This window comes from Streptomyces sp. S063 (genome assembly GCF_002832675.1).
Classification (GTDB): Bacteria; Actinomycetota; Actinomycetes; order Streptomycetales; family Streptomycetaceae; genus Streptomyces; species Streptomyces sindenensis.
In genome coordinates, this window is record NZ_CP021707.1 from 4,157,681 (window position 1) to 4,176,787 (window position 19,107).

Annotated in this window: 15 protein-coding genes and 1 pseudogene; 13 read left to right on the top strand and 3 right to left on the bottom strand. The window is 70.9% G+C overall.

The genetic code is table 11. The annotated features are described in order from the left end of the window. Positions 1–136 precede the first annotated feature (136 nt). Positions 137–1,465, top strand: a complete 1,329-nt coding sequence (locus CCZ36_RS19215; protein WP_069735507.1) for a hypothetical protein — start codon at positions 137–139, stop codon at positions 1,463–1,465. A 397-nt stretch (positions 1,466–1,862) separates the two neighbouring features. Here CCZ36_RS19215 and CCZ36_RS19225 read toward each other — a convergent pair whose 3' ends face one another. Next, positions 1,863–2,918, bottom strand: coding sequence for an ATP-binding protein (locus CCZ36_RS19225; RefSeq protein WP_237302699.1), 1,056 nt, complete (start codon positions 2,916–2,918; stop codon positions 1,863–1,865). Positions 2,919–3,020: 102 nt separating this feature from the next. On the opposite strand from CCZ36_RS19225, the gene CCZ36_RS19230 reads away from it, so the two are divergent. Further along, the gene (locus CCZ36_RS19230) at positions 3,021–3,845 is read left to right on the top strand and encodes an oxidoreductase (RefSeq protein WP_128818202.1); all 825 of its coding nucleotides are present in this window, start codon (positions 3,021–3,023) and stop codon (positions 3,843–3,845) included. Between the two features lie 564 nt (positions 3,846–4,409). Here CCZ36_RS19230 and CCZ36_RS19235 read toward each other — a convergent pair. Continuing rightward, on the bottom strand, positions 4,410–5,255 hold the full coding sequence (locus tag CCZ36_RS19235) for an HAD family hydrolase (protein ID WP_069735505.1): 846 nt from the start codon (positions 5,253–5,255) through the stop codon (positions 4,410–4,412). 502 nt (positions 5,256–5,757) lie between these two features. Between CCZ36_RS19235 and ssd the strand changes: the two genes are divergently transcribed. The 7 genes from ssd (at position 5,758) to CCZ36_RS19270 (ending at position 11,407) form a co-directional block, all read left to right on the top strand. Then, complete coding sequence (gene ssd, locus CCZ36_RS19240; protein WP_128818203.1) at positions 5,758–6,894, top strand: septum site-determining protein Ssd; 1,137 nt, start codon at positions 5,758–5,760, stop codon at positions 6,892–6,894. Then, a complete protein-coding gene (locus CCZ36_RS19245) occupies positions 6,891–8,039 on the top strand; it encodes a TadA family conjugal transfer-associated ATPase (protein ID WP_069740856.1) in 1,149 nt (382 codons plus the stop codon). Before ssd ends, CCZ36_RS19245 begins: the two co-directional genes overlap by 4 nt. Before the next feature lie 5 nt (positions 8,040–8,044). Then, entirely contained in the window at positions 8,045–8,998 is a 954-nt protein-coding gene (locus CCZ36_RS19250) for a type II secretion system F family protein (protein WP_206515750.1), read from the top strand. Between the two features lie 35 nt (positions 8,999–9,033). Continuing rightward, positions 9,034–9,837 (top strand): type II secretion system F family protein, encoded by an 804-nt coding sequence (locus tag CCZ36_RS19255; RefSeq protein ID WP_164873624.1) that lies wholly within the window; start codon positions 9,034–9,036, stop codon positions 9,835–9,837. A gap of 134 nt (positions 9,838–9,971) precedes the next feature. Then, entirely contained in the window at positions 9,972–10,238 is a 267-nt protein-coding gene (locus CCZ36_RS19260) for a DUF4244 domain-containing protein (RefSeq protein WP_128818206.1), read from the top strand. Positions 10,239–10,407: 169 nt separating this feature from the next. Next, the gene (locus CCZ36_RS19265) at positions 10,408–10,902 is read left to right on the top strand and encodes a TadE family type IV pilus minor pilin (RefSeq protein WP_237302700.1); all 495 of its coding nucleotides are present in this window, start codon (positions 10,408–10,410) and stop codon (positions 10,900–10,902) included. Between the two features lie 16 nt (positions 10,903–10,918). Beyond that, positions 10,919–11,407: an Rv3654c family TadE-like protein gene (locus CCZ36_RS19270; RefSeq protein WP_237302701.1), complete on the top strand. Its 489-nt coding sequence runs from the start codon at positions 10,919–10,921 to the stop codon at positions 11,405–11,407. A gap of 50 nt (positions 11,408–11,457) precedes the next feature. Here CCZ36_RS19270 and CCZ36_RS19275 read toward each other — a convergent pair. Beyond that, positions 11,458–13,937: pseudogene (locus CCZ36_RS19275) on the bottom strand (DEAD/DEAH box helicase). A 79-nt stretch (positions 13,938–14,016) separates the two neighbouring features. Between CCZ36_RS19275 and CCZ36_RS19280 the strand changes: the two are divergent. The 4 genes from CCZ36_RS19280 (at position 14,017) to CCZ36_RS19295 (ending at position 19,079) form a co-directional block, all read left to right on the top strand. Next, entirely contained in the window at positions 14,017–14,370 is a 354-nt protein-coding gene (locus CCZ36_RS19280) for an STAS domain-containing protein (RefSeq protein ID WP_003967428.1), read from the top strand. Between the two features lie 201 nt (positions 14,371–14,571). Next, positions 14,572–15,045, top strand: a complete 474-nt coding sequence (locus tag CCZ36_RS19285; RefSeq protein ID WP_069741043.1) for an ATP-binding protein — start codon at positions 14,572–14,574, stop codon at positions 15,043–15,045. A gap of 500 nt (positions 15,046–15,545) precedes the next feature. Then, positions 15,546–17,975, top strand: coding sequence for a sodium-translocating pyrophosphatase (locus CCZ36_RS19290; RefSeq protein ID WP_128818209.1), 2,430 nt, complete (start codon positions 15,546–15,548; stop codon positions 17,973–17,975). 396 nt (positions 17,976–18,371) lie between these two features. Then, a complete protein-coding gene (locus tag CCZ36_RS19295) occupies positions 18,372–19,079 on the top strand; it encodes a small secreted protein (RefSeq protein ID WP_128818210.1) in 708 nt (235 codons plus the stop codon). The last annotated feature ends 28 nt before the right edge of the window (positions 19,080–19,107 follow it).

A 19,107-nucleotide genomic window follows, 5' to 3' on the forward strand; every position in this document is an offset into this window, starting at 1 on the left:
TTTTCATTCGGTATGTCGCCCTTGCTTGTGTGGAACCGCGTGCGAACTTGGCCGCGCCGCCGTCGGTACTTCGACGCACTTCGTCGCACTTCGGCGTACTTCGACGCAAATGACCTGCAAGGAAGAGGGTGGGCGGATGATGGCCGCCACGAAGAGGATCGCCATGGGCGTCATGTCCACGGCCCTGGTCGCCGTTCTCGCGGGCTGCTCCGGCTCTGTATCCGGATCCGGCAATGGAACCGGAGCCGCAGGATCGGCGTCCGGAGGCGCGGAGGGCGACGCGGAGAAGGGTGCCCACGGCGCCAAGGAGAACCCGCCGGCCAACGCCCCGAAGAACGCGGTCAAGCTCATCGGGGACGGGTCCACCGCCTTCACCGGGGTCCAGCCGAACATGCCGGCCGTCGAGCGCCTCGCTCCCGGCGAGAAGCCTCCCCAGTTCGTGGTGTTCTCCTGGGACGGTGCCGGAGAGGACAGTCAGAAGCTCTTCTCGCACTTCCGTGGCGTGGCCAAGAAGTACAACGCCACGATGACGTACTTCCTGAGCGGCGTGTACCTGCTGCCGGAGGAGAAGAAGGACCTCTACAGCCCGCCCCAGCACGCGCCGGGCCGCTCCGACATCGGCTTCAACGACACCGAGGGCATCCGCGACACCCTCACCGAGGTTCGTGCCGCCTGGAAGGACGGCAACGAGATCGGTACCCACTTCAACGGCCACTTCTGCGGCGCGGACGGCGGCGTCGGGACCTGGTCCGTCGATGAGTGGAAGAGCGAAATCAGCCAGGCGAAAGCTTTCGTCAAGGGCTGGAAGACCAACGCCCCGGAGCTGAAGGGTGAGGCCCCGCTCCCCTTCGACTACGACAAGGAACTGATCGGCGCCCGCACCCCCTGCCTCGAAGGGAAGGAGAACATGGTCGCCGCCGCCCGGACCATGGGCTTCCGCTACGACTCCAGCGGCGTCGGCAACCAGGTCTGGCCCCAGAAGAAGGGCGGGGTCTGGGACATTCCGCTCCAGCTCGTCCCGATGCCCGGCCGCGCCTTCGAGACCCTCTCGATGGACTACAACTTCATGGTCAACCAGTCCGGCACGACCACCCAGGGGGACCCCTCCCAGCACGAGTTCTGGGGGAACCAGATGCGGGACGGGCTGCTCCAGGCCTTCGACCGCTCGTACAAGGGCAACCGGGCACCTCTGATCATCGGCAACCACTTCGAGTCCTGGAACGGTGGCACCTACATGCGCGCCATCGAGGAGACCATCGCGAACGTGTGCACCAAGGAAGGTGTGCGCTGCGTGTCCTTCCGGCAGCTCGTCGACTGGCTGGACGCGCAGGACCCGAAGACGCTGGCCAAGCTCACGAAGCTCGGCGTCGGCGAGGCCCCCAAGGCAGGCTGGCCGTCCTACCTCGGCAACCAGCCGGGCGCGGCGAAGCCCGCGGAGAAGCCCGCAGAGAAGCCTGCCGCGTAGGCCGCGTAGGCCGACGCGGGTGAGCCTCCCGCCGGGGCGGCCGACCGAGGCCCCGGCGCAGCGCCCGACCGGCCGAAGGGCCGGCTGACCGCACAACGCCCCCCCACATCACCTCACCGCCTCACCGCCTCACCGCCTCATCGTTCGCCGGCCGCCCGGGGGTGGTCGGCGAACGAGGTCCGGTGGCGGCGTTCGGGAGCCGCTGCCCGGGCCCGGCGCTCGGGGGCCGCTGCCTGGGTCCGGCGTTCGGGGTGCGACGCTCGGGTCCGGCGTTCGGGGTGCGACGCTCGGGCCCGGCGTTCGGGAGCCGCTGCCTGGGTCCGACGTTCAGGGGCCGACGCTCGGGCTCGGTGTTCAGGGGCCGACGTTCCGCGGCGGCTCCCGCGTCGGCACCGCTTCAGGCGGGTGCTGCGACGCCCGCCCCGACGCCCGCCCCGGCGCCCGCCCCGGCGCCCGCCCCGGCGCCCGCCCCGGCGCCCGCCCCGGCGTGCCGTTCGTCGAGCACGAAGGCCGGGTCGACCTGGGCGGCCAGGTCGGCGCCGGTCTTCTCGTTGCCCCAGCTCTCGGCGTTCTTCAGGTGAAAGTGCACCATCTGGCGCGTGTAGCGCTCCCAGTCGCGGAGCCCGTACGAGTCCTCGGCGGCGTCCTGCAGCGTCTGCAGGGCCATCCGGTTGTCGGCCTCCAGCAGTTCGAACCTCGACGGCCGCCCCTTCTCCATCGACCGGACCCAGTCGGAGTGACCGACCCCGATCAGCAGGTCGTCGCCTACCTCCGCGCGCAAGAACTCCAGGTCGTCCTGGCTCTGCACCTTGTTCCCGACGACCTTCAGGGCGACTCCGAAGTCGCGTGCGTATTCCTTGTACTGGCGGTACACCGACACCCCCTTTCGCGTCGGCTCCGCGACCAGGAACGTCATGTCGAAGCGGGTGAACATGCCCGAGGCGAACGAGTCCGAGCCCGCCGTCATGTCGACCACGACGTACTCGTCGGGGCCGTCGACCAGGTGGTTGAGGCAGAGCTCCACCGCCCCCACCTTGGAGTGATAGCAGGCGACTCCGAGATCGGACTCCGTAAAGGGGCCCGTCGCCATCAGCCGGATGTCCCCGTCGTCGAGCCGCACCGTCCGCGCACAGGCATCGAAGATCGGGTTGTCCTCGCGGACCCGGAGCAGTCGGGATCCCTCGCCGGGCGGAGTCGTCTTGATCATCGTCTCGGCGGAAGCGATACGGGGGTTGGCGCCCCGCAGATAGTTCTTGATGAGGGGGAGGTGGGCACCCATGGCGGGCAGCGCGGCGGCTTCCGCGTCGTCCAGCCCGAGGGCGGCACCCAGGTGCTGGTTGATATCGGCGTCCACGGCGATGACGTGGGCTTCGTTGGCGGCGAGGTGGCGGATGAAGAGCGAGGACAGCGTGGTCTTGCCGCTGCCGCCCTTCCCGACGAAAGCGATCTTCATGTTCACCTAGGGTAGCGGGTCGATTGCTTTGTGCAGTCATCGTTCGTGAAGATGGCCACTTGAGGGTGGTCCGGGAGGGGCGGGCGCGTAGCCTCGCTACTTATGAGTACGACTGCCTCAGACCCGCTTGCCGCGCTCGGTTCCCTGCCCGGCGTACCCGAAGCCGTGGACTCCGTGCGCAAGGCCGTCGACCGGGTCTACGGACACCGCGTCATGCGGCGCCGCAGCAATGAGGTCACGGCCGAAGCCGCACTGCGAGGCTCTCGTGGTTCGGCCGCACTGGCCGGTGCCGACTGGAACCTCGAAGAGGTCCGTCGGCGTACCGACTTCAGCGGAGAGGATGAGGCGCGCACCGTCGGTGCTGCGTTGCGGCTTACCGCGGAAGCGGGGCAACTCCTTTCCATCTGGCGGCAGTCGCCGCTGCGGGTGCTGGCCCGGTTGCATCTGGTGGCAGCCGGCGGGGCGGCTCCCGACGACACGGTGGGGCGTCCGCGCCTGGCGGGTGAATCCGTCGACGAGCCGCTGATCGAGGCGCCGCTGCCCGGGGCCGATGAGGTCGCCGGACGACTCGAAGGTCTCTCGCAGCTGATCATCGCGGGCGGTAGTGCTCCGGCCCTGGTCACGGCGGCCGTGGTGCACGGCGAACTGCTTGCGCTGCGCCCGTTCGGTTCGCACAACGCTCTGGTGGCCCGGACCGCTGAGCGCATCGTGCTGATCGGCAGCGGGCTGGACCCGAAGTCGATCTGCCCGGCCGAGGTGGGCCACGCGGAACAGGGCCGGGCGGCCTATGCCGCGGCGTTCGAGGGCTATACGGCCGGCACCCCGGAGGGCATGGCCGCCTGGATCACCCACTGTGGACGCTCGGTCGAACTGGGCGTACGCGAGTCGACCGCGGTGTGCGAGGCGCTCCAGCGGGGCGCTGCCTGAGGATCCGGTGATCGCCCGCGCCGGGCGGGCGATGGCTCGGCCCGGGGCGGCGGCCCGGGTGCACAGAGGGGGTCGAGCCCGAGGGCGATGGTGCGGGTGCAGGGGGGGCGACCCGTGCCCGAGGGAGTTGGCTGAGGCCCTAGGGTTAGCTGGGGCGCGAGAGGGCGGCCGGGCCCAAGGGCGACGGTGTGCGGGCGGCCGGCCTGGAAGCGTCGGCCCGGTGCAAGGGTTGCGGCGGTACCGGAGTGCGGTACCGCCGCTGGCACGTCGGCCCAGTTACCAAGCGTCCTCGTAAATTGCCCATCAGGTCGGGTACTTTGCCCGTCACCTGGTGCGGCTGGCCCGTATTCGACGGGTCGACGTCGCGTGGGTGCTCGGCTTTCGTGCGCGGTCCGTGGGGCCGTTCTGCGTACAACAGGTCATCCTCGCGGATGTCCTTGGTCTCGCGGGCCGTTATGTCCTTTGTACTCCAGGACCAGGGGAACGGAAACCCCTGGCCCCGCTTCTTTACTTTTAGGTTCAATCAAGGGTGAATCGGGCGGCGGTCGCCGACTGGGTCATGCTTCACCCGGGCAGGGCGACGCCGACGGTACGACGGCGGCTGGCGTACCAGACGAGCCCGGCGGTGACGGCTGCCGCGCCGACTGCGGCCGCCGCCACGAGGGCGGGGCGGGGCGGCATCGAGAAGGTGGGCAGGCGCTGCTTGAGCCGGACCGGGCGGTTGAAGACGAGAATCGGCCACTCGCGAAGGGTCGCTTCGCGGCGCAGCGCGCGGTCGGGGTTGACCGCGTGCGGGTGGCCGACCGACTCCAGCATGGGCACGTCGGTCGCCGAGTCGCTGTAGGCGTAGCAGCGCGAAAGGTCGTACCCCTCCGAGACTGCGAGCGCCCTCACGGCCTCGGCCTTGGTAGGGCCGTAGGCGTAGTACTCGATCTCTCCCGTGAAGCAGCCGTCGTCGCCGACGACCATGCGCGTGGCGACGACCCGGTCCGCGCCGAGCAGTTCGCCGATGGGTTCGACGACTTCGGCGCCGGAGGTCGAGACGATGACCACGTCGCGTCCTGCCGTGTGGTGTTCCTCGATGAGGGTGGCGGCCTCGTCGTAGATGATCGGGTCGATCAGGTCGTGCAGGGTCTCAGCAACGATCTCCTTGACCTGCTGGACGTTCCACCCCTTGCAGAGGGCGGAGAGGTATTCGCGCATCCGCTCCATCTGGTCGTGGTCCGCGCCCCCGGCGAGGAACACGAACTGTGTGTACGCGGTGCGCAGTACGGCGCGGCGGTTGATCAGTCCGCCTTGGTAGAAGGACTTGCTGAAGGTCAGCGTCGAAGACTTCGCAATGACCGTCTTGTCCAGGTCAAAGAAGGCTGCTGTGCGCGGCGAGAAGCAGTTTTCCACAACGCTGAGCATAGGGGCCCACCATTCGGCGTAAACTCCGGCGCGTGGGTTTGCCTGAGAAGGGCCTCGGGTACACCATGGAAGTCACGGATCGTTCGCGACCGTGCTAACCCGGTCCGACTCCTCCCCCCCCCGAGTCGGCCGTGGGGACGACCCCCGCTCTCCCCCCCGGCGGGGGTCGTCGCATGTCCGGACGCGTTTTAGGGGTGGAAACCACCTTATGTCTCCCATCCGGCCGTCATCGGCCTGATCGTGTGAGCCGACCTTCGTGCGACTCGTCTCGTCACAGTGTGTAGCCAAGAGGCTGCTCTCCGGAAGTCGCTGGTATGGGTGACGAAGTTATTCACAACCCCGGGGTTGTCCACAGTTCTTCATCAAGATCCACATGTTTTTCCGTGGTGCTGCACGTTGATTCCACCCGCGAAGTCCGCGGGTGCCGGACTCGCGCATCTCGGAAACGCTCCGAGAACACCGCGAACCGCACTGAAGGGGCAGTGAGAAGGGGGCGGAGATCGTGGCTGGATCCCTCGCAGGAGAAGAGGCGGCGGTCGTCGGCGGGCGGCGCGGAGGCCCGCTGATCGTGACGGAGGACGTGGAGCTGCTGGATGACCTGCTGCGGCTGTGCGCGGTGGCCGGTGCCGAGCCGGAGGTCCATCACGGGCCGCCCGGGCGCCGTGGCAGCTGGGAGCGGGCTCCGCTGGTGCTGGTGGGCGACGACGCCGCCGCGCGATGCCGGGGCGCCGACCGGAGGAAGGGGGTGATTCTGGTCGGCCGGGACCAGGACGATCCGGACGTCTGGCGGCGGGCGGTGGAGATCGGGGCCGAGTATGTGCTGCGGTTGCCCGATTCCGAGGGCTGGCTCGTCGATCAGATCGCCAACGCCGCCGAGGGTGTGGGACGGCCGGCGCTCACCGTCGGCGTGATGGGCGGCCGGGGCGGCTCCGGCGCATCGACGCTGGCCTGCGCCCTTGCCGTGAGTGCGGCGAGGGCCGGTCGGCGGACGATGCTGATCGACGCCGACCCGCTGGGGGGCGGGATCGACGTCCTGCTCGGCGGCGAACGGGCCGAGGGCCTGCGATGGCCGGATTTCGCGCAGTCGAAGGGGCGGCTCGGAGGCGGAGCCCTTGAGGACTCGCTGCCCGCGCTTCACGGGCTGCGGGTGCTGAGCTGGGGACGCGACGACGAGGTGGTGATCCCGCCGCAGGCGATGCGGGCGGTGCTCGCCGCCGCGCGCCGGCTCGGCGGAGTGGTGGTCGTGGACCTTCCGCGCCGGGTCGACGAGGGAGTCGCCGAAGCCCTGGCCCAACTCGATCTCGGGCTGCTCGTGGTGCCGGGTGAACTGCGCGCGGTGGCTGCGGCCAAGCGCGTTGCGTCCACGGCCGGAATGGTGTTGGACGACCTGCGGGTAGTACCTCGGGGCCCGTATGCGTCGGGGCTGGACGGGCGCTGGGTCGCCCGGGCCGTCGGCCTTCCGCTCGTCGGTGAACTCCCGTGGGAACCAGGCCTTCTGGACTCCCAGGACGACGGAATCCCGCCCGGCGGCAACGCCCGGAGCTCCTTGGCCCGGTTCTGCGCGGCCTTCTGGGACCAGGTGGCGGCAGCGGGAGACACGAGTCCCGTGGCCGGCCCGCCCGGAGGAGGAACGGCATGACGGACGAATTGCTCGACGCCGTCCGTCAGCGGCTGGCACGCAGCGGTGCCGCTCCCACCCCGGCCGGAGTGGCCGCCGCCCTACGGGCCCAAGGGCGGCTGCTGGGAGACGCCGAGGTGCTGGGAGCAGCAGCGGAGCTGCGCGGTGAACTCGTCGGCACAGGCGTGCTGGAGCCGTTGCTCGCAGATCCGGAGGTGACCGATGTGCTGGTGTCCGCACCGGACCGGGTGTGGGTGGACCGGGGCGGTGGGCTCCAACTGACGGGGGTCACCTTCCCGGACGCGGCGGCTGTCCGCAGGCTGGCCCAGCGTCTCGCGGCGGTGGCCGGCAGGAGGCTGGACGACGCACGGCCCTGGGTGGACGCACGGCTGCCCGACGGCACACGGATGCACGCGGTGCTGCCCCCGGTGGCCGTCGCCTCGACCTGCCTCTCCCTGCGCGTGGTGCGGCCGCGAGCTTTCTCGCTCGCGGAGTTGGTGGACGCGGGCACGGTGCCGCCGGGCGGCGACCGGATCCTGCGGGCCCTCGTGGAAGCCCGGATCTCCTATGTGATCAGCGGAGGTACCGGGGCGGGCAAGACGACGCTTCTCTCCAGCCTGCTGGGCGCGGTCGGAGTGAACGAGCGGATCGTGCTCGCCGAAGACTCCGCCGAACTGCGACCGGACCATCCGCATGTGGTCCGCCTGGAGTCCCGCCCGGCCAATCAGGAGGGCGCGGGCCGCGTGACATTGCGCGATCTGGTCCGGCAGGCGCTGCGGATGCGGCCCGACCGGCTGGTCGTCGGCGAGGTGCGCGGAGCTGAAGTCACCCAACTGCTGGCTGCTTTGAACACCGGGCACGAAGGGGGCTGTGGCACCGTTCACGCGAATGCCGCCGAGCATGTCCCCGCCCGGCTGGAGGCCCTGGGCACCGCCGCCGGTCTCGACCGGGTCGCCCTGCACAGCCAGTTGGCGGCTGCTCTCTCGGTGGTCGTCCATCTCGTACGGGATCGCGCGGGGCAACGACGCGTCGCCGAGGTGCACGTCCTGGAGCGGGATGCCGCGGGGCTCGTCTTCACGGTTCCGGCCCTGAGCTGGGGCGTCGGCGGCTTCGTTCCGGAGCGGGGCTGGGAACGGCTGCGGTCGCTGATCGGCGGTGCGCTGTGATGGCGATGGCGACGGTTACCGCGACGACAGCGACTGCGACGACAGCGGTGACATCGGCGTACGCCGCCCACGCGGTGGCTCTCTGCGCGGGATCGGCGGTGTGGCTCGCGATGATGCGGGACCCGGGCGTGCGGCGGGCGCGGGTGCTGTTCGTGGACGCTCCGCCCCAGCCGCGTCGGTCGTGGAGTTGGTGGTCACGACTGATCGAGGCCCGGGGGCGCGTTGCCGAGACGGCCCGAGTGCGTCGGGAGTGGTGGTGCGTCCCGGGCGCGGTCCTGCTCGCGGTGCTGGGAAGTTCGGTGCTGCCGCTGGTCGCGGGGGCCGTCGCGGTCCCGTTGGTACGCCGATGGCTGCGGAGGCGGGCCGGAGCGCGGGAGGCGGAGAAGGGCGCGACCGCGGTCGTGGCGCTGTGCGGAGCCGTGGTCGGGGAGTTGCGGGCCGGGCGGGAGCCGGGGCAGGCGTTGTCGGTCGCGCTGCGAGAAGGCATCGCGGAGGAGGGCCCTGCGGCAGCGACCGTTGCCGGCGGCAGGCTGGGGGAGGCGGAGGCCGCCGTGCTGGCGGCGGCACGGTTCGGCGGTGATGTGCCGGCCGCGCTGCGTCAGGCGGCGGAGGGCCCGGGGATGGGTGGCCTGTCCGGGATGGCCGCGTGCTGGCGAGTGGCCGTGGACGGAGGGGCGGGCCTGGCGGGCGGGCTGGAGCGCCTGGAGGCCGCGCTGCGGGAGGACCGGCGCAGACGGGAGGAGTTACGCGCCCAGCTGGCGGGGGCGTGGTCGACGGTCGTGGTCCTGGCGCTGCTCCCCGTCGCGGGTCTGGGGCTGGGTGCGGCCCTCGGCGCCGAGCCCTTGCGCGTACTGCTGCACACCCCGGGCGGTCTGGCCTGTCTGGCGGTGGGCTCGTTCCTGGAGGCGGCCGGGCTGTGCTGGGCCCGCCGGATCGTGCGGGGAGGGGAGGCGGTGTGAACGGGGTGGGCGGAGAAGTTCTCCACAGCCTGGGGATGTCGGCGGCGGTGTTGGGGGCGACGGCCCAGGTGGCAGCCGTGATCGCTGCCAGATACCGGAAGCGGGCGGTTCGTGGGCGGGGCGCGCGGTTGTTGGGGACGGACGCGGTTTCCCGGTCCGGCGGGTGGGGCCGACTGGTCGCACGGCTCCGGTCGGGGGGTGGTCCGAGCCGTTCCGAGGCCGTGTGGCGATGGGCGGCGCCGGGCGGGGCCTGGCTGACCGGATGGATCCTGGTCGGCGGTGTGCTGGGCTGCGCGGTCGGGGCGGCCGCGGCGTACGGGGCGTGGCGGTGGCAGCGAACCCGCCCCCGTGGCCGTCCCTGCCAGAGCCCTCCGGAGCGTGCCGCGATCGCCGGGCAGCTCCCCCTGGCCGCGGATCTGCTGGCCGCCTGTGTCGCGGTCGGGGCGGGTCCCCGGGAGGCCGCCGAGGAGGTGGGCCGGTCCATCGGCGGCCCGGTCGGGGACCGGCTCGCCCGAACCGCCGTCGAGATCCGCCTCGGCGGCGAACCGGCCGAGGCGTGGGGTCGGTTCGGGGAGATACCGGGCGCGGGCTCGCTGGCCCGCTGCCTGTACCGGGCGGGTGCGACGGGGGCCCCGGCGGCCGATCCCATCGCCAGGCTGGCCGCGTCGATACGCGCCGAGCGAGCCGCCGCCGCGGTGGCGCGGGCGCAACGGGCTGGAGTGTTGATCACCGCGCCGGTCGGCCTCTGCTTCCTCCCCGCCTTCCTGGCGGTCGGGGTGGCGCCGGTGATCATCGGCCTGGCCGGCGACCTGCTCGCGACCGGCGGTCCGGGCCGGTGAGGCTGTGCGCGGTCCGTGGCCGACGGCTGCCGACGGACGCCGTCGGGTTGCTCTGCCGGTCATTCACTTTCGCTGTCAATCGCGGGTGTTCCGTTCGGGCTCCCGCTCGTCATCGATGTTCATCGGGGGATGAAATGGAAACGAAGTTCTGGGACCGCGCCGTCGGCGCTCTGCGCCGGGGGCGGCTGGTCGCGGGGGCGCCGGACCGGCGGGCGAGGTGGTCCGCGTGGTGGGCGGGTCGGCTCGGACGGTCCGATCGGGGGATGACCACCTCCGAGTACGCGGTGGGAACGATCGCGGCGTGTGCCTTCGCGGCGGTGCTCTACAAGGTCGTGAACAGCGGGCCGGTGCTGTCGGCACTGCAGTCACTGGTCGAGGACGCGCTCGATGCGAAGTTCTGAGATCAGGTCGGGGCCCGGCCCGGGGGCCCGCTTCCGGGCGTGGGGCCGGTGCCTCTCCCGGTCTCTCGACCGAGGTCTCTGCCGGCGGCTCGACCGGGGTCGCGAGCGTTGGTGGCCCCGGGGCCCGGCCTCAGGTGGCGGCGGAGCTCGGGGCGGCGATCGGGGCGCGGTGACCGCGGAGGCGGCTGTGGTGATCCCGGTGCTCGTGGCGTTCGTCTTGGCTCTGCTCTGGGCGTTGCTGGCCGCTGCGGACCAGATCCGGTGCGTGGATGCGGCGCGGGCGGGCGCTCGGGCCGCGGCCCGTTCGGAGCCGGAGACGGCCGTGCTGGGCGCCGCGCGGGACGCGGCGCCCCAGGGGGCCCGGGTCGAGATGGGGCGGGCGGGAGACATGTGGCGCGTCCGGGTGGAGGCACCGACCCGGGGGCCGCGTGTGCTGGCCCTGACGTTGAGCGCCGAGGCGGCCGCCTTGGCGGAGGACACGGTGGGGGTGCCGGACCATGAGGGCGAGGAGAGCTGGAGGCCGGGGACTGGAGCCGGACAGACGTCGCCGGTGGGGCGTGCTCCGGGGGCGGAGCTGGGGTGCGGGCCGGGGGTGGAGTGCCGTTGGCCGGGACCGGGACCGGGACTGGGACCGGGGAAGAGGCCGGGGCCGGGGCATGTGTGAGGGATGGTGCCGGGGCATGGGCGGGGGACGGGGCTGGAGCGTCCTTGGTCGGGGCCTGGCCCGACGTGGGCGCTGGGGCCGGGGTGGCGGCGCTGACCGCGGCGTGGCGACCGTGTGGGCGGCTGTCACCGTGGCCGGCCTGTGCACCGTGTTCGCGGTGGTGCTCGCGCTGGGGCAGGCCGTGGCTGCCCGTCACCGTGCGGGCGGGGCCGCGGATCTGGCGGCTCTCGCGGCTGCGGACCGGGCATTGGAGGGGGCGGAGGCCGCGTGTGCGGCGGCCCGGAGAGTGGCCCTGGCGCAGGACGCCGTGGTCGTTCGCTGCGTGGTGCTGGGAGAGGTCGCCGATGTGACGGCCCGCTCGGGATTCGGGCCCTACCTTCCCACCGTCAGAGCCCGGGCCGGGCCTCCCACAGGCCCTTCGGCCAGGGGCCCGGCCGACACCCCCGTCCGACCTCCGGCAGATCCTTCTGGCGATGCTCCGGCTGAGCCTCGTGCCGAGCTCTGACGTCTCGTCGGTATGGCGGTCCGGGGGCCGTCGGTTTCCTTCTCGTCGGGTCAGTCCTCCGGGGCGTTCGGGCCGTCCGGTTCTGCGGGAGCGGCTCTGAGGAGTTCGGTGAGGAGGCGTACGGCTCCGCGTTTGTGCAGAGGCTCGTTGCCGTTGCCGCACTTGGGGGACTGGATGCACGAGGGACAGCCCGCCTCGCACTCGCAGGAGGCGATGGCCTCCCGGGTCGCCGTCAGCCAGGCACGGGCGGTGTGGAAGGCCCGCTCGGCGAATCCGGCTCCGCCGGGGTGGCCGTCGTAGACGAAGACCGTCGGCAGGAGGGTGTCCGGATGCAGCGGTACGGAGACGCCGCCGATGTCCCAGCGGTCGCAGGTGGCGAAGAGGGGGAGGAGCCCGATCGAGGCGTGTTCGGCGGCGTGCAGGGCACCGCCGAGGATCTCCGGATTGATGCGGGCGGCGTCGAGTTGGTCCTCGGTGACCGTCCACCAGACGGCGCGGGTGCGCAGCGTGCGGGGCGGCAGGTCGAGCTTGGTTTCGCCCAGGACCTCCCCGGTGATCAGTTTGCGGCGGAGGAAGGAGACGACCTGGTTGGTGACTTCGACGGAGCCGTAGCAGAGCCGCCCCTGGCCCCAGGGGATCTCGGTGTCGGTGTCCAGGACGGTGATGGCCGTGGTGTCGCGGGCGACCGTCGAATACGGGGTTCGGCCTGCTCGACGAGGGCCACGGAGTCCTCCAGGTCCAGTTTCCGGACCAGGTGGGTGCGGCCCTGGTGGAGGTGGACGGCTCCCTCGTGGACGGCCGTGTGGGCGGCGGCCGCGTCGACGGTGCCCAGCAGCCGGCCGGTGCCCTCCTCGACGATCTGGACGGGGCGGCCGCCCCCGCCCCGGATGTCGGCGAGATCGGCGGCCCGTTCGCGGCGGGTCCAGTGCCAGCCCGACGCGCGCCGGCGCAGCAGTTTCGCCGCCTCCAGTTGCGGCAGCAGCTCGGGAACGGCAGGGCCGAAGAGGGCGATGTCCGCTTCGGTGAGGGGGAGTTCGGCAGCTGCGGCGCAGAGGTGGGGGGCCAGGACGTAGGGGTTGTCCGGGTCCAGCACCGTCGACTCGACGGGCTGCCGGAACAGCGCCTCCGGGTGGTGCACCAGGTAGGTGTCCAGCGGGTCGTCCCGGGCCACCAGGATGGCCAGGGCGCCCTGCCCCGAGCGGCCGGCGCGGCCCGCCTGCTGCCAGAGGGAGGCCCGTGTGCCCGGGTAGCCGCAAATGACCACCGAGTCGAGGCCGGAGACGTCGATGCCGAGCTCCAGGGCGGTGGTGGCCGCCAGGCCGAGCAGTTCGCCGGAGTGCAGAGCCCGCTCCAGGGCCCGGCGCTCCTCGGGAAGGTAACCCCCGCGATAGGCGGCGACCCGCTTCGGCAGCGAGCGGTCGACCTCCGCGAGGCGTTCCTTGGCGATCACCGAGATCAGTTCCGCGCCGCGCCGGGAACGTACGAAGGCGACCGAGCGGACCCCCTGGAGGGTCAGGTCGGTCAGCAGGTCGGCGGTCTCGGCCGTCGCGGTACGGCGTACGGGGGCGCCCTTCTCACCGTGCAGGTCGGTCAGCGGGGGCTCCCACAGGGCGAAGACCAGCTCGCCGCGCGGGGAGGCGTCGTCGGACACCTCGACGACCGGCAGGCCCGTCAGGCGTCCGGCTGCGACCGCGGGGTCCGCCGCGGTGGCCGAGGCGAGCAGGAAGACCGGATCGGCCCCGTAACGGGCACACAGGCGGCGCAGGCGGCGCAGCACCTGGGCTACATGGGAGCCGAAGACGCCCCGGTAGGTGTGGCACTCGTCGATCACGACGAACCGCAGGGCGCGCAGGAACGAGGACCAGCGGGGATGGGAGGGGAGGATGCCGCGGTGCAGCATGTCGGGGTTGGTCAGGACGTAGTTGGCGTACTGCCGTACCCATTCGCGTTCCTCGACCGGGGTGTCGCCGTCGTAGACCGCGGGCCGGACGGCGTTGCCGAGCGGGGCCGCGAGCGCCTTCACCGAGCGCCGTTGGTCGGCCGCCAGGGCCTTGGTGGGGGCGAGGTACAGGGCGGTGGCCCCGCGGCCGTTCGGGGCCTCGGAGCCGTCCAGCAGGGTGCTGAGGACCGGCGCCAGGTACGCGAGGGACTTTCCGGAGGCCGTGCCGGTGGCGATCACGACGGAATCGCCGTCCAGAGCGTGCTCGGCCGCAGCCGCCTGATGCGCCCACGGACGGTCGATCCCGGCTTTCTCGATCGCCGAGATCACTTCTGGCCGCACGCGATCCGGCCAGATGGCATGGGTTCCCGATCTCGGGGGCAAGTGCTCCGTATGAGTGATGCGCGCGGCCCGGCCCGCCCCTACGGCGAGCCGGTCGAGGATCATGGCGGGAGAGGGGCGCGAGCCCCTGCTCTCGGCTGGTTGTCCGGGACGGTGATTCTTGGCCATCGGCACCGAGTGTGTCACTGGCGTGACGGACAATGGTCCCAAGGCGTCGTGCATGGCTGCTGGTAAGTGATTGAATGCCATCGCGGCTGGCGATCCGTCCCCTGGCCTCCGTCGGGGAGACCGAGGGGCGACCGCTCGATAGCAAGGTGCTGGAGGATCCGTGGACCTGTCCTTGTCGACTCGCAATGTGTCCGGCCCTGGTGGCGACCGTACGGTCGTCGAGGTCGGTGGCGAGATTGATGTGTATACCGCGCCCAAGCTGCGCGAGCAGTTGGTCGAGTTGGTGAATGACGGCAGCTATCACCTGGTTGTCGACATGGAAGGCGTCGACTTCCTCGACTCCACCGGCCTCGGCGTGCTCGTGGGTGGCTTGAAGCGTGTCCGGGCCCATGAGGGCTCGCTGCGCCTGGTCTGCAACCAGGAGCGCATTCTCAAGATCTTCCGGATCACGGGTCTGACCAAGGTGTTTCCGATTCACACCACGGTCGACGAGGCTGTCGCCGCCACCGACTGAGGTCGGAGCGGACCGGCCTCCGGGCCGGTCGGCAGGCGGTGAACAGGCCGGCAGCGGCAGCGCATGGGCCGCGACGGGCAGGCGGTCGACCCTCGGGTCGGCTGTCGGCTTTGTCGGCTTCCGGAGGAGGAGAGAGCAGGGGTGCCGGGCGACACGCCCGGGGCCCCTGAGGCGTACGCCCGAACGTTCGAGGGGGATGGCATGGCCACCGTTGAACTCCGCTTCAGCGCCCAGCCTGAACATGTCAGGACGGCCCGCCTGGTGGCGGCCGCCGTGGCGCGCCGGGCCGGCGTGGACGAGGCGGTGCTCGACGAGGTCAGGCTCGCCGTCGGTGAGGCGTGCAGCCGTGCGGTCGGGCTGCACCGCAGTCACGGCATCACCGCGCCGGTCAGCGTCGCGCTGACCGAGGAGGAGAAGGCGTTCTCCATCGAGGTCGGGGACAGCGTTCCCGGCCCCGGCGCCGATCCCGCCGAGTCCGGGGCGGGTGACGCCTCCGGTGGTGGGTCCGGAGCGGGGTCCGCGCGACCCGACTCCGAGGCCGACGGTGAGGGCGAGGACGAGATGGGCCTCGCGGTCATCAGCGGCCTCGTCGACGATGTGGAGGTTCGTTCCGGTGCAGGCGGCGGAGTGATCCGTATGAGCTGGCCGACAGCCGACGCCGCGGTACGGCCCTGAGGCTGCGGCGCGGGCTTGGGGCCGCGGTGCGGATGTGAAAGCCGCCGTCCCGGCCTTGGAGCCCCCCGTACGGCCGTGAGGCCCGCGCTCGTGTCCGCGGGGTCGAACCTGCGTGCCCGAAGCCGTGTACTCGTGCCCGTGTACTCGCGCCTGTCCCTGCGCCCGTGTCACCAACCAGGTCATGCCCCTATCTCTGTGTTCGCGCGCGAGGCGGTCGGTGCTGAGGTCCGGCTCGCGGGCCCCCAGACGTCCGGGTGACGTGATGTCTCGTTTTTCCAGGCCCTGTTGAGCAGGGCCTTTTTCATCGAGGGCTCGGCGAGGAATCGTCGAAGTTTTCCGGGTAATGCGTCTGCCTCATTACTGCATTCGAGCAGAATCACTCCGCTGATCTTTCGGCGTTGGAGGGAGAGCGATCAATTCTCTTCCCGCCCACTGTTTTGATCAGGTTCCGCTCCCTACAATCCGTCCACGACTTGAGCGCTGAGCGTCAAGGAGGACGTATGGCGGAGTTCTTCACCACCCCAATGGCAGTACTGACTCAAGAATCCGCACTTTCCGACCGGCCCGCTTCCCTCGCGGCGGCTGTACTCACGGACGGCAACCGGCTGATCGTCATCGTCGTGGCGGTCGTCGCCGTCGCCGCGCTGATCGCCGCCCAGCTGCTCGTACGCCAGGTTCTGGCGGCCGGCGAGGGCACCGAACGGATGAAGGAGATCGCCGCGGCGATCCAGGAGGGTGCGAACGCCTATCTGGCTCGGCAACTGCGCACGGTGGGTGTCTTCTCCGTCGTCGTGTTCTTCCTGCTGTTCCTGTTGCCGGCCGACAACTGGTCACAGCGCGCAGGGCGTTCCCTCTTCTTCCTGGTGGGTGCGCTTTTCTCGGCGGCGACCGGATACATCGGCATGCAGCTCGCCGTCCGGAGCAATGTGCGGGTTGCCGCAGCCGCGCGGGAGGCGACTCCGGCGGAAGGCGAACCGGAAAAGGATCTCACCTCCGTCTCGCACAAAGCGATGAAGATCGCTTTCCGTACCGGTGGTGTGGTCGGAATGATCACGGTGGGACTCGGTCTGCTCGGGGCCTCCTGTGTCGTGCTCGTCTATGCCGCCGACGCGCCCAAGGTGTTGGAGGGGTTCGGCCTCGGTGCGGCGCTCATCGCCATGTTCATGAGGGTCGGTGGCGGGATCTTCACCAAGGCCGCGGACGTGGGCGCCGACTTGGTGGGCAAGGTGGAGCAAGGCATCCCGGAGGACGATCCGCGTAACGCCGCCACCATCGCCGACAACGTGGGCGACAACGTCGGGGACTGTGCGGGCATGGCCGCCGACCTCTTCGAGTCGTACGCCGTGACGCTCGTCGCCGCGCTGATCCTCGGTACGGCCGCGTTCGGGGACTCCGGTCTCGCCTTCCCCCTGATGGTCCCGGCGATCGGTGTCGTCACCGCGATGATCGGGATCTTCGCCGTCGCCCCGCGCCGCGCCGACCGCAGCGGGATGACCGCGATCAACCGAGGCTTCTTCATCTCCGCGCTGATCTCGCTCGGACTCGTGGCCGTGGCCGCCTTCACCTATCTGCCGTCCTCGTACGCCGAGCTGGACGGGGTCACCGACGGGGCGATCACCGCGCACGGCGGTGATCCGCGGGTCTTCGCGCTGGTCGCGGTGGCCATCGGGATCGTCCTGGCCGCGCTCATCCAACAGCTGACCGGCTACTTCACCGAGACCAACCGCCGCCCCGTCCGGGACATCGGGAAGTCCTCGCTGACCGGCCCGGCCACCGTGGTGCTCGCGGGGATCTCCATCGGTCTGGAGTCGGCCGTCTACACCGCGCTGCTGATCGGCCTCGGCGTCTACGGGGCGTTCCTGCTGGGCGGTACGTCGATCATGCTGGCGCTCTTCGCGGTCGCGCTCGCCGGAACGGGGCTCCTCACCACGGTGGGCGTCATCGTGGCCATGGACACCTTCGGCCCGGTCTCCGACAACGCCCAGGGCATTGCCGAGATGTCCGGCGACGTCACGGGGGCCGGCGCCCAGGTGCTCACCGACCTGGACGCGGTCGGCAACACGACCAAGGCCATCACCAAGGGCATCGCCATCGCCACCGCCGTGCTCGCGGCCGCCGCGCTCTTCGGGTCCTACCGCGACGCCATCGCCACGGCGGTCGACGACGTCGGGGCCGGGGCGGGCGAGCTCGGGCTGAGCCTGGACATCTCGCAACCCAACAACCTCGTCGGCCTGATCCTGGGCGCGGCGGTCGTCTTCCTGTTCTCCGGGCTCGCCATCAACGCCGTGTCCCGGTCCGCCGGATCCGTGGTCTACGAGGTCAGGCGGCAGTTCCGTGAGCGCCCCGGGATCATGGACTACTCGGAGAAGCCGCAGTACGGGCGCGTCGTCGACATCTGCACCCGCGACGCCCTCCGTGAACTGGCCACGCCCGGCCTCCTCGCGGTACTCGCGCCGATCGCGGTCGGCTTCACCCTCGGCGTCGGCGCGCTCGGCTCGTACCTCGCCGGCGCGATCGGCGCCGGAACGCTGATGGCGGTGTTCCTCGCCAACTCCGGCGGGGCCTGGGACAACGCCAAGAAGCTCGTCGAGGACGGCCACCACGGGGGCAAGGGCAGCGAGGCCCATGCGGCGACCGTCATCGGTGACACGGTCGGCGACCCGTTCAAGGACACGGCGGGTCCGGCGATCAACCCGCTCCTCAAGGTGATGAACCTGGTCGCCCTGCTCATCGCCCCGGCGATCGTGCAGTTCAGTTACGGCGCGGACGCGAACCCCTGGGTGCGGGCGCTGGTGGCCGTCGTCGCCAGCGGGATCATCGTCGCGGCGGTGTACGTCTCCAAGCGGCGGGGCATCGCCGTGGGCGACGACGACGTCCCGGGGGACGGCGGCCCCTCGGTCCCGGCGCCGGATCCGGCGGCGGCTCCGTGACCCGTAGGCAGGGGAGGGGGAGGCTCTGGATGTCGGTGGTGGCCTCGTCGTGAGGTGACGGTCCATCAAAAAGGGGGCGGACGGCCCGTGCTGATGTGCCGTCCGCCCATCTTTTCTTGCGGGGGCCCCAGCCTCCCCTCCCCAGGGACCGCTCTCGTCCGGCGCCTTCGGCGTGCGGGCCCCCTCCTGCTTCCTTCCTGTCGGACACCGCCAACGCGAAAACCTTCATTCGGATGAGTGACCGCTCACACGTGCGGTTCTCTTCATGAGTGGCATCTCCCTCATTTCCCTTGATGCAAATGGCTTCAAAAGGGTGCATAAAGGATGACCGGCACCCGGCTGTCGTCCCCTCGCCGTGTAAGTTCCGGGCCGAGAGCCTTGGAAGGGACCGATCCGGTGAACAAGAAGCTTGCAGCCGCACTGTCCGGCGGTGCGGTACTCGTGCTGACGCTGTCGGGCTGCAGCGACGACAGCGACAACAAGGTCAACGACTGGGCCAAGAAGGTCTGCGACCAGGTTCAGCCGCAACTCCAGAAGATCAACAACGCCAACGCGTCGATCCTCGAGAAGACCGGGGACAACAACAAGCCCGCCGACGTCCAGAAGGCCGACTCGGTCGCTTTCCAGGAGATGTCCGAGGCGTACAAGGCGCTGGGGACGGCTGTGGACTCCGCCGGTCCGCCGCCCGTCGACGGCGGCGAGGCCACGCAGAAGGCGGCGGTGAAGGAGCTCAACGCCTCCTCCAAGGCATATGCGGACCTCAAGACCCAGGTCGACGCACTCGACACCAAGGACCAGAGCAAGTTCGCCGACGGGCTGAAGACCATCGCCGACGAGCTGAACAAGATCAGCACCGGTGGTGACAAGGCGCTGAGGAAGCTCCAGTCCGGCGAGGTCGGTGTCGCGATGTCGAAGCAGGAGGGCTGCCAGAAGCAGACCGCTTCCACCGGCCCCTCCGGTTCCGGGGCGGCCGGTGCCGGCGACGACGCGTCCCCGGAGGGCTCGGCCGACGACAAGAAGGAGTCCGACGACAAGGACTCCGAGGACAAGGGCTCCGCGGACAAGGAGCCGGCGGACAAGGAATCCTCGGAGAAGAAGTCCTGAGCGCTGTTCTCCCGCTGACGGCCCGGAC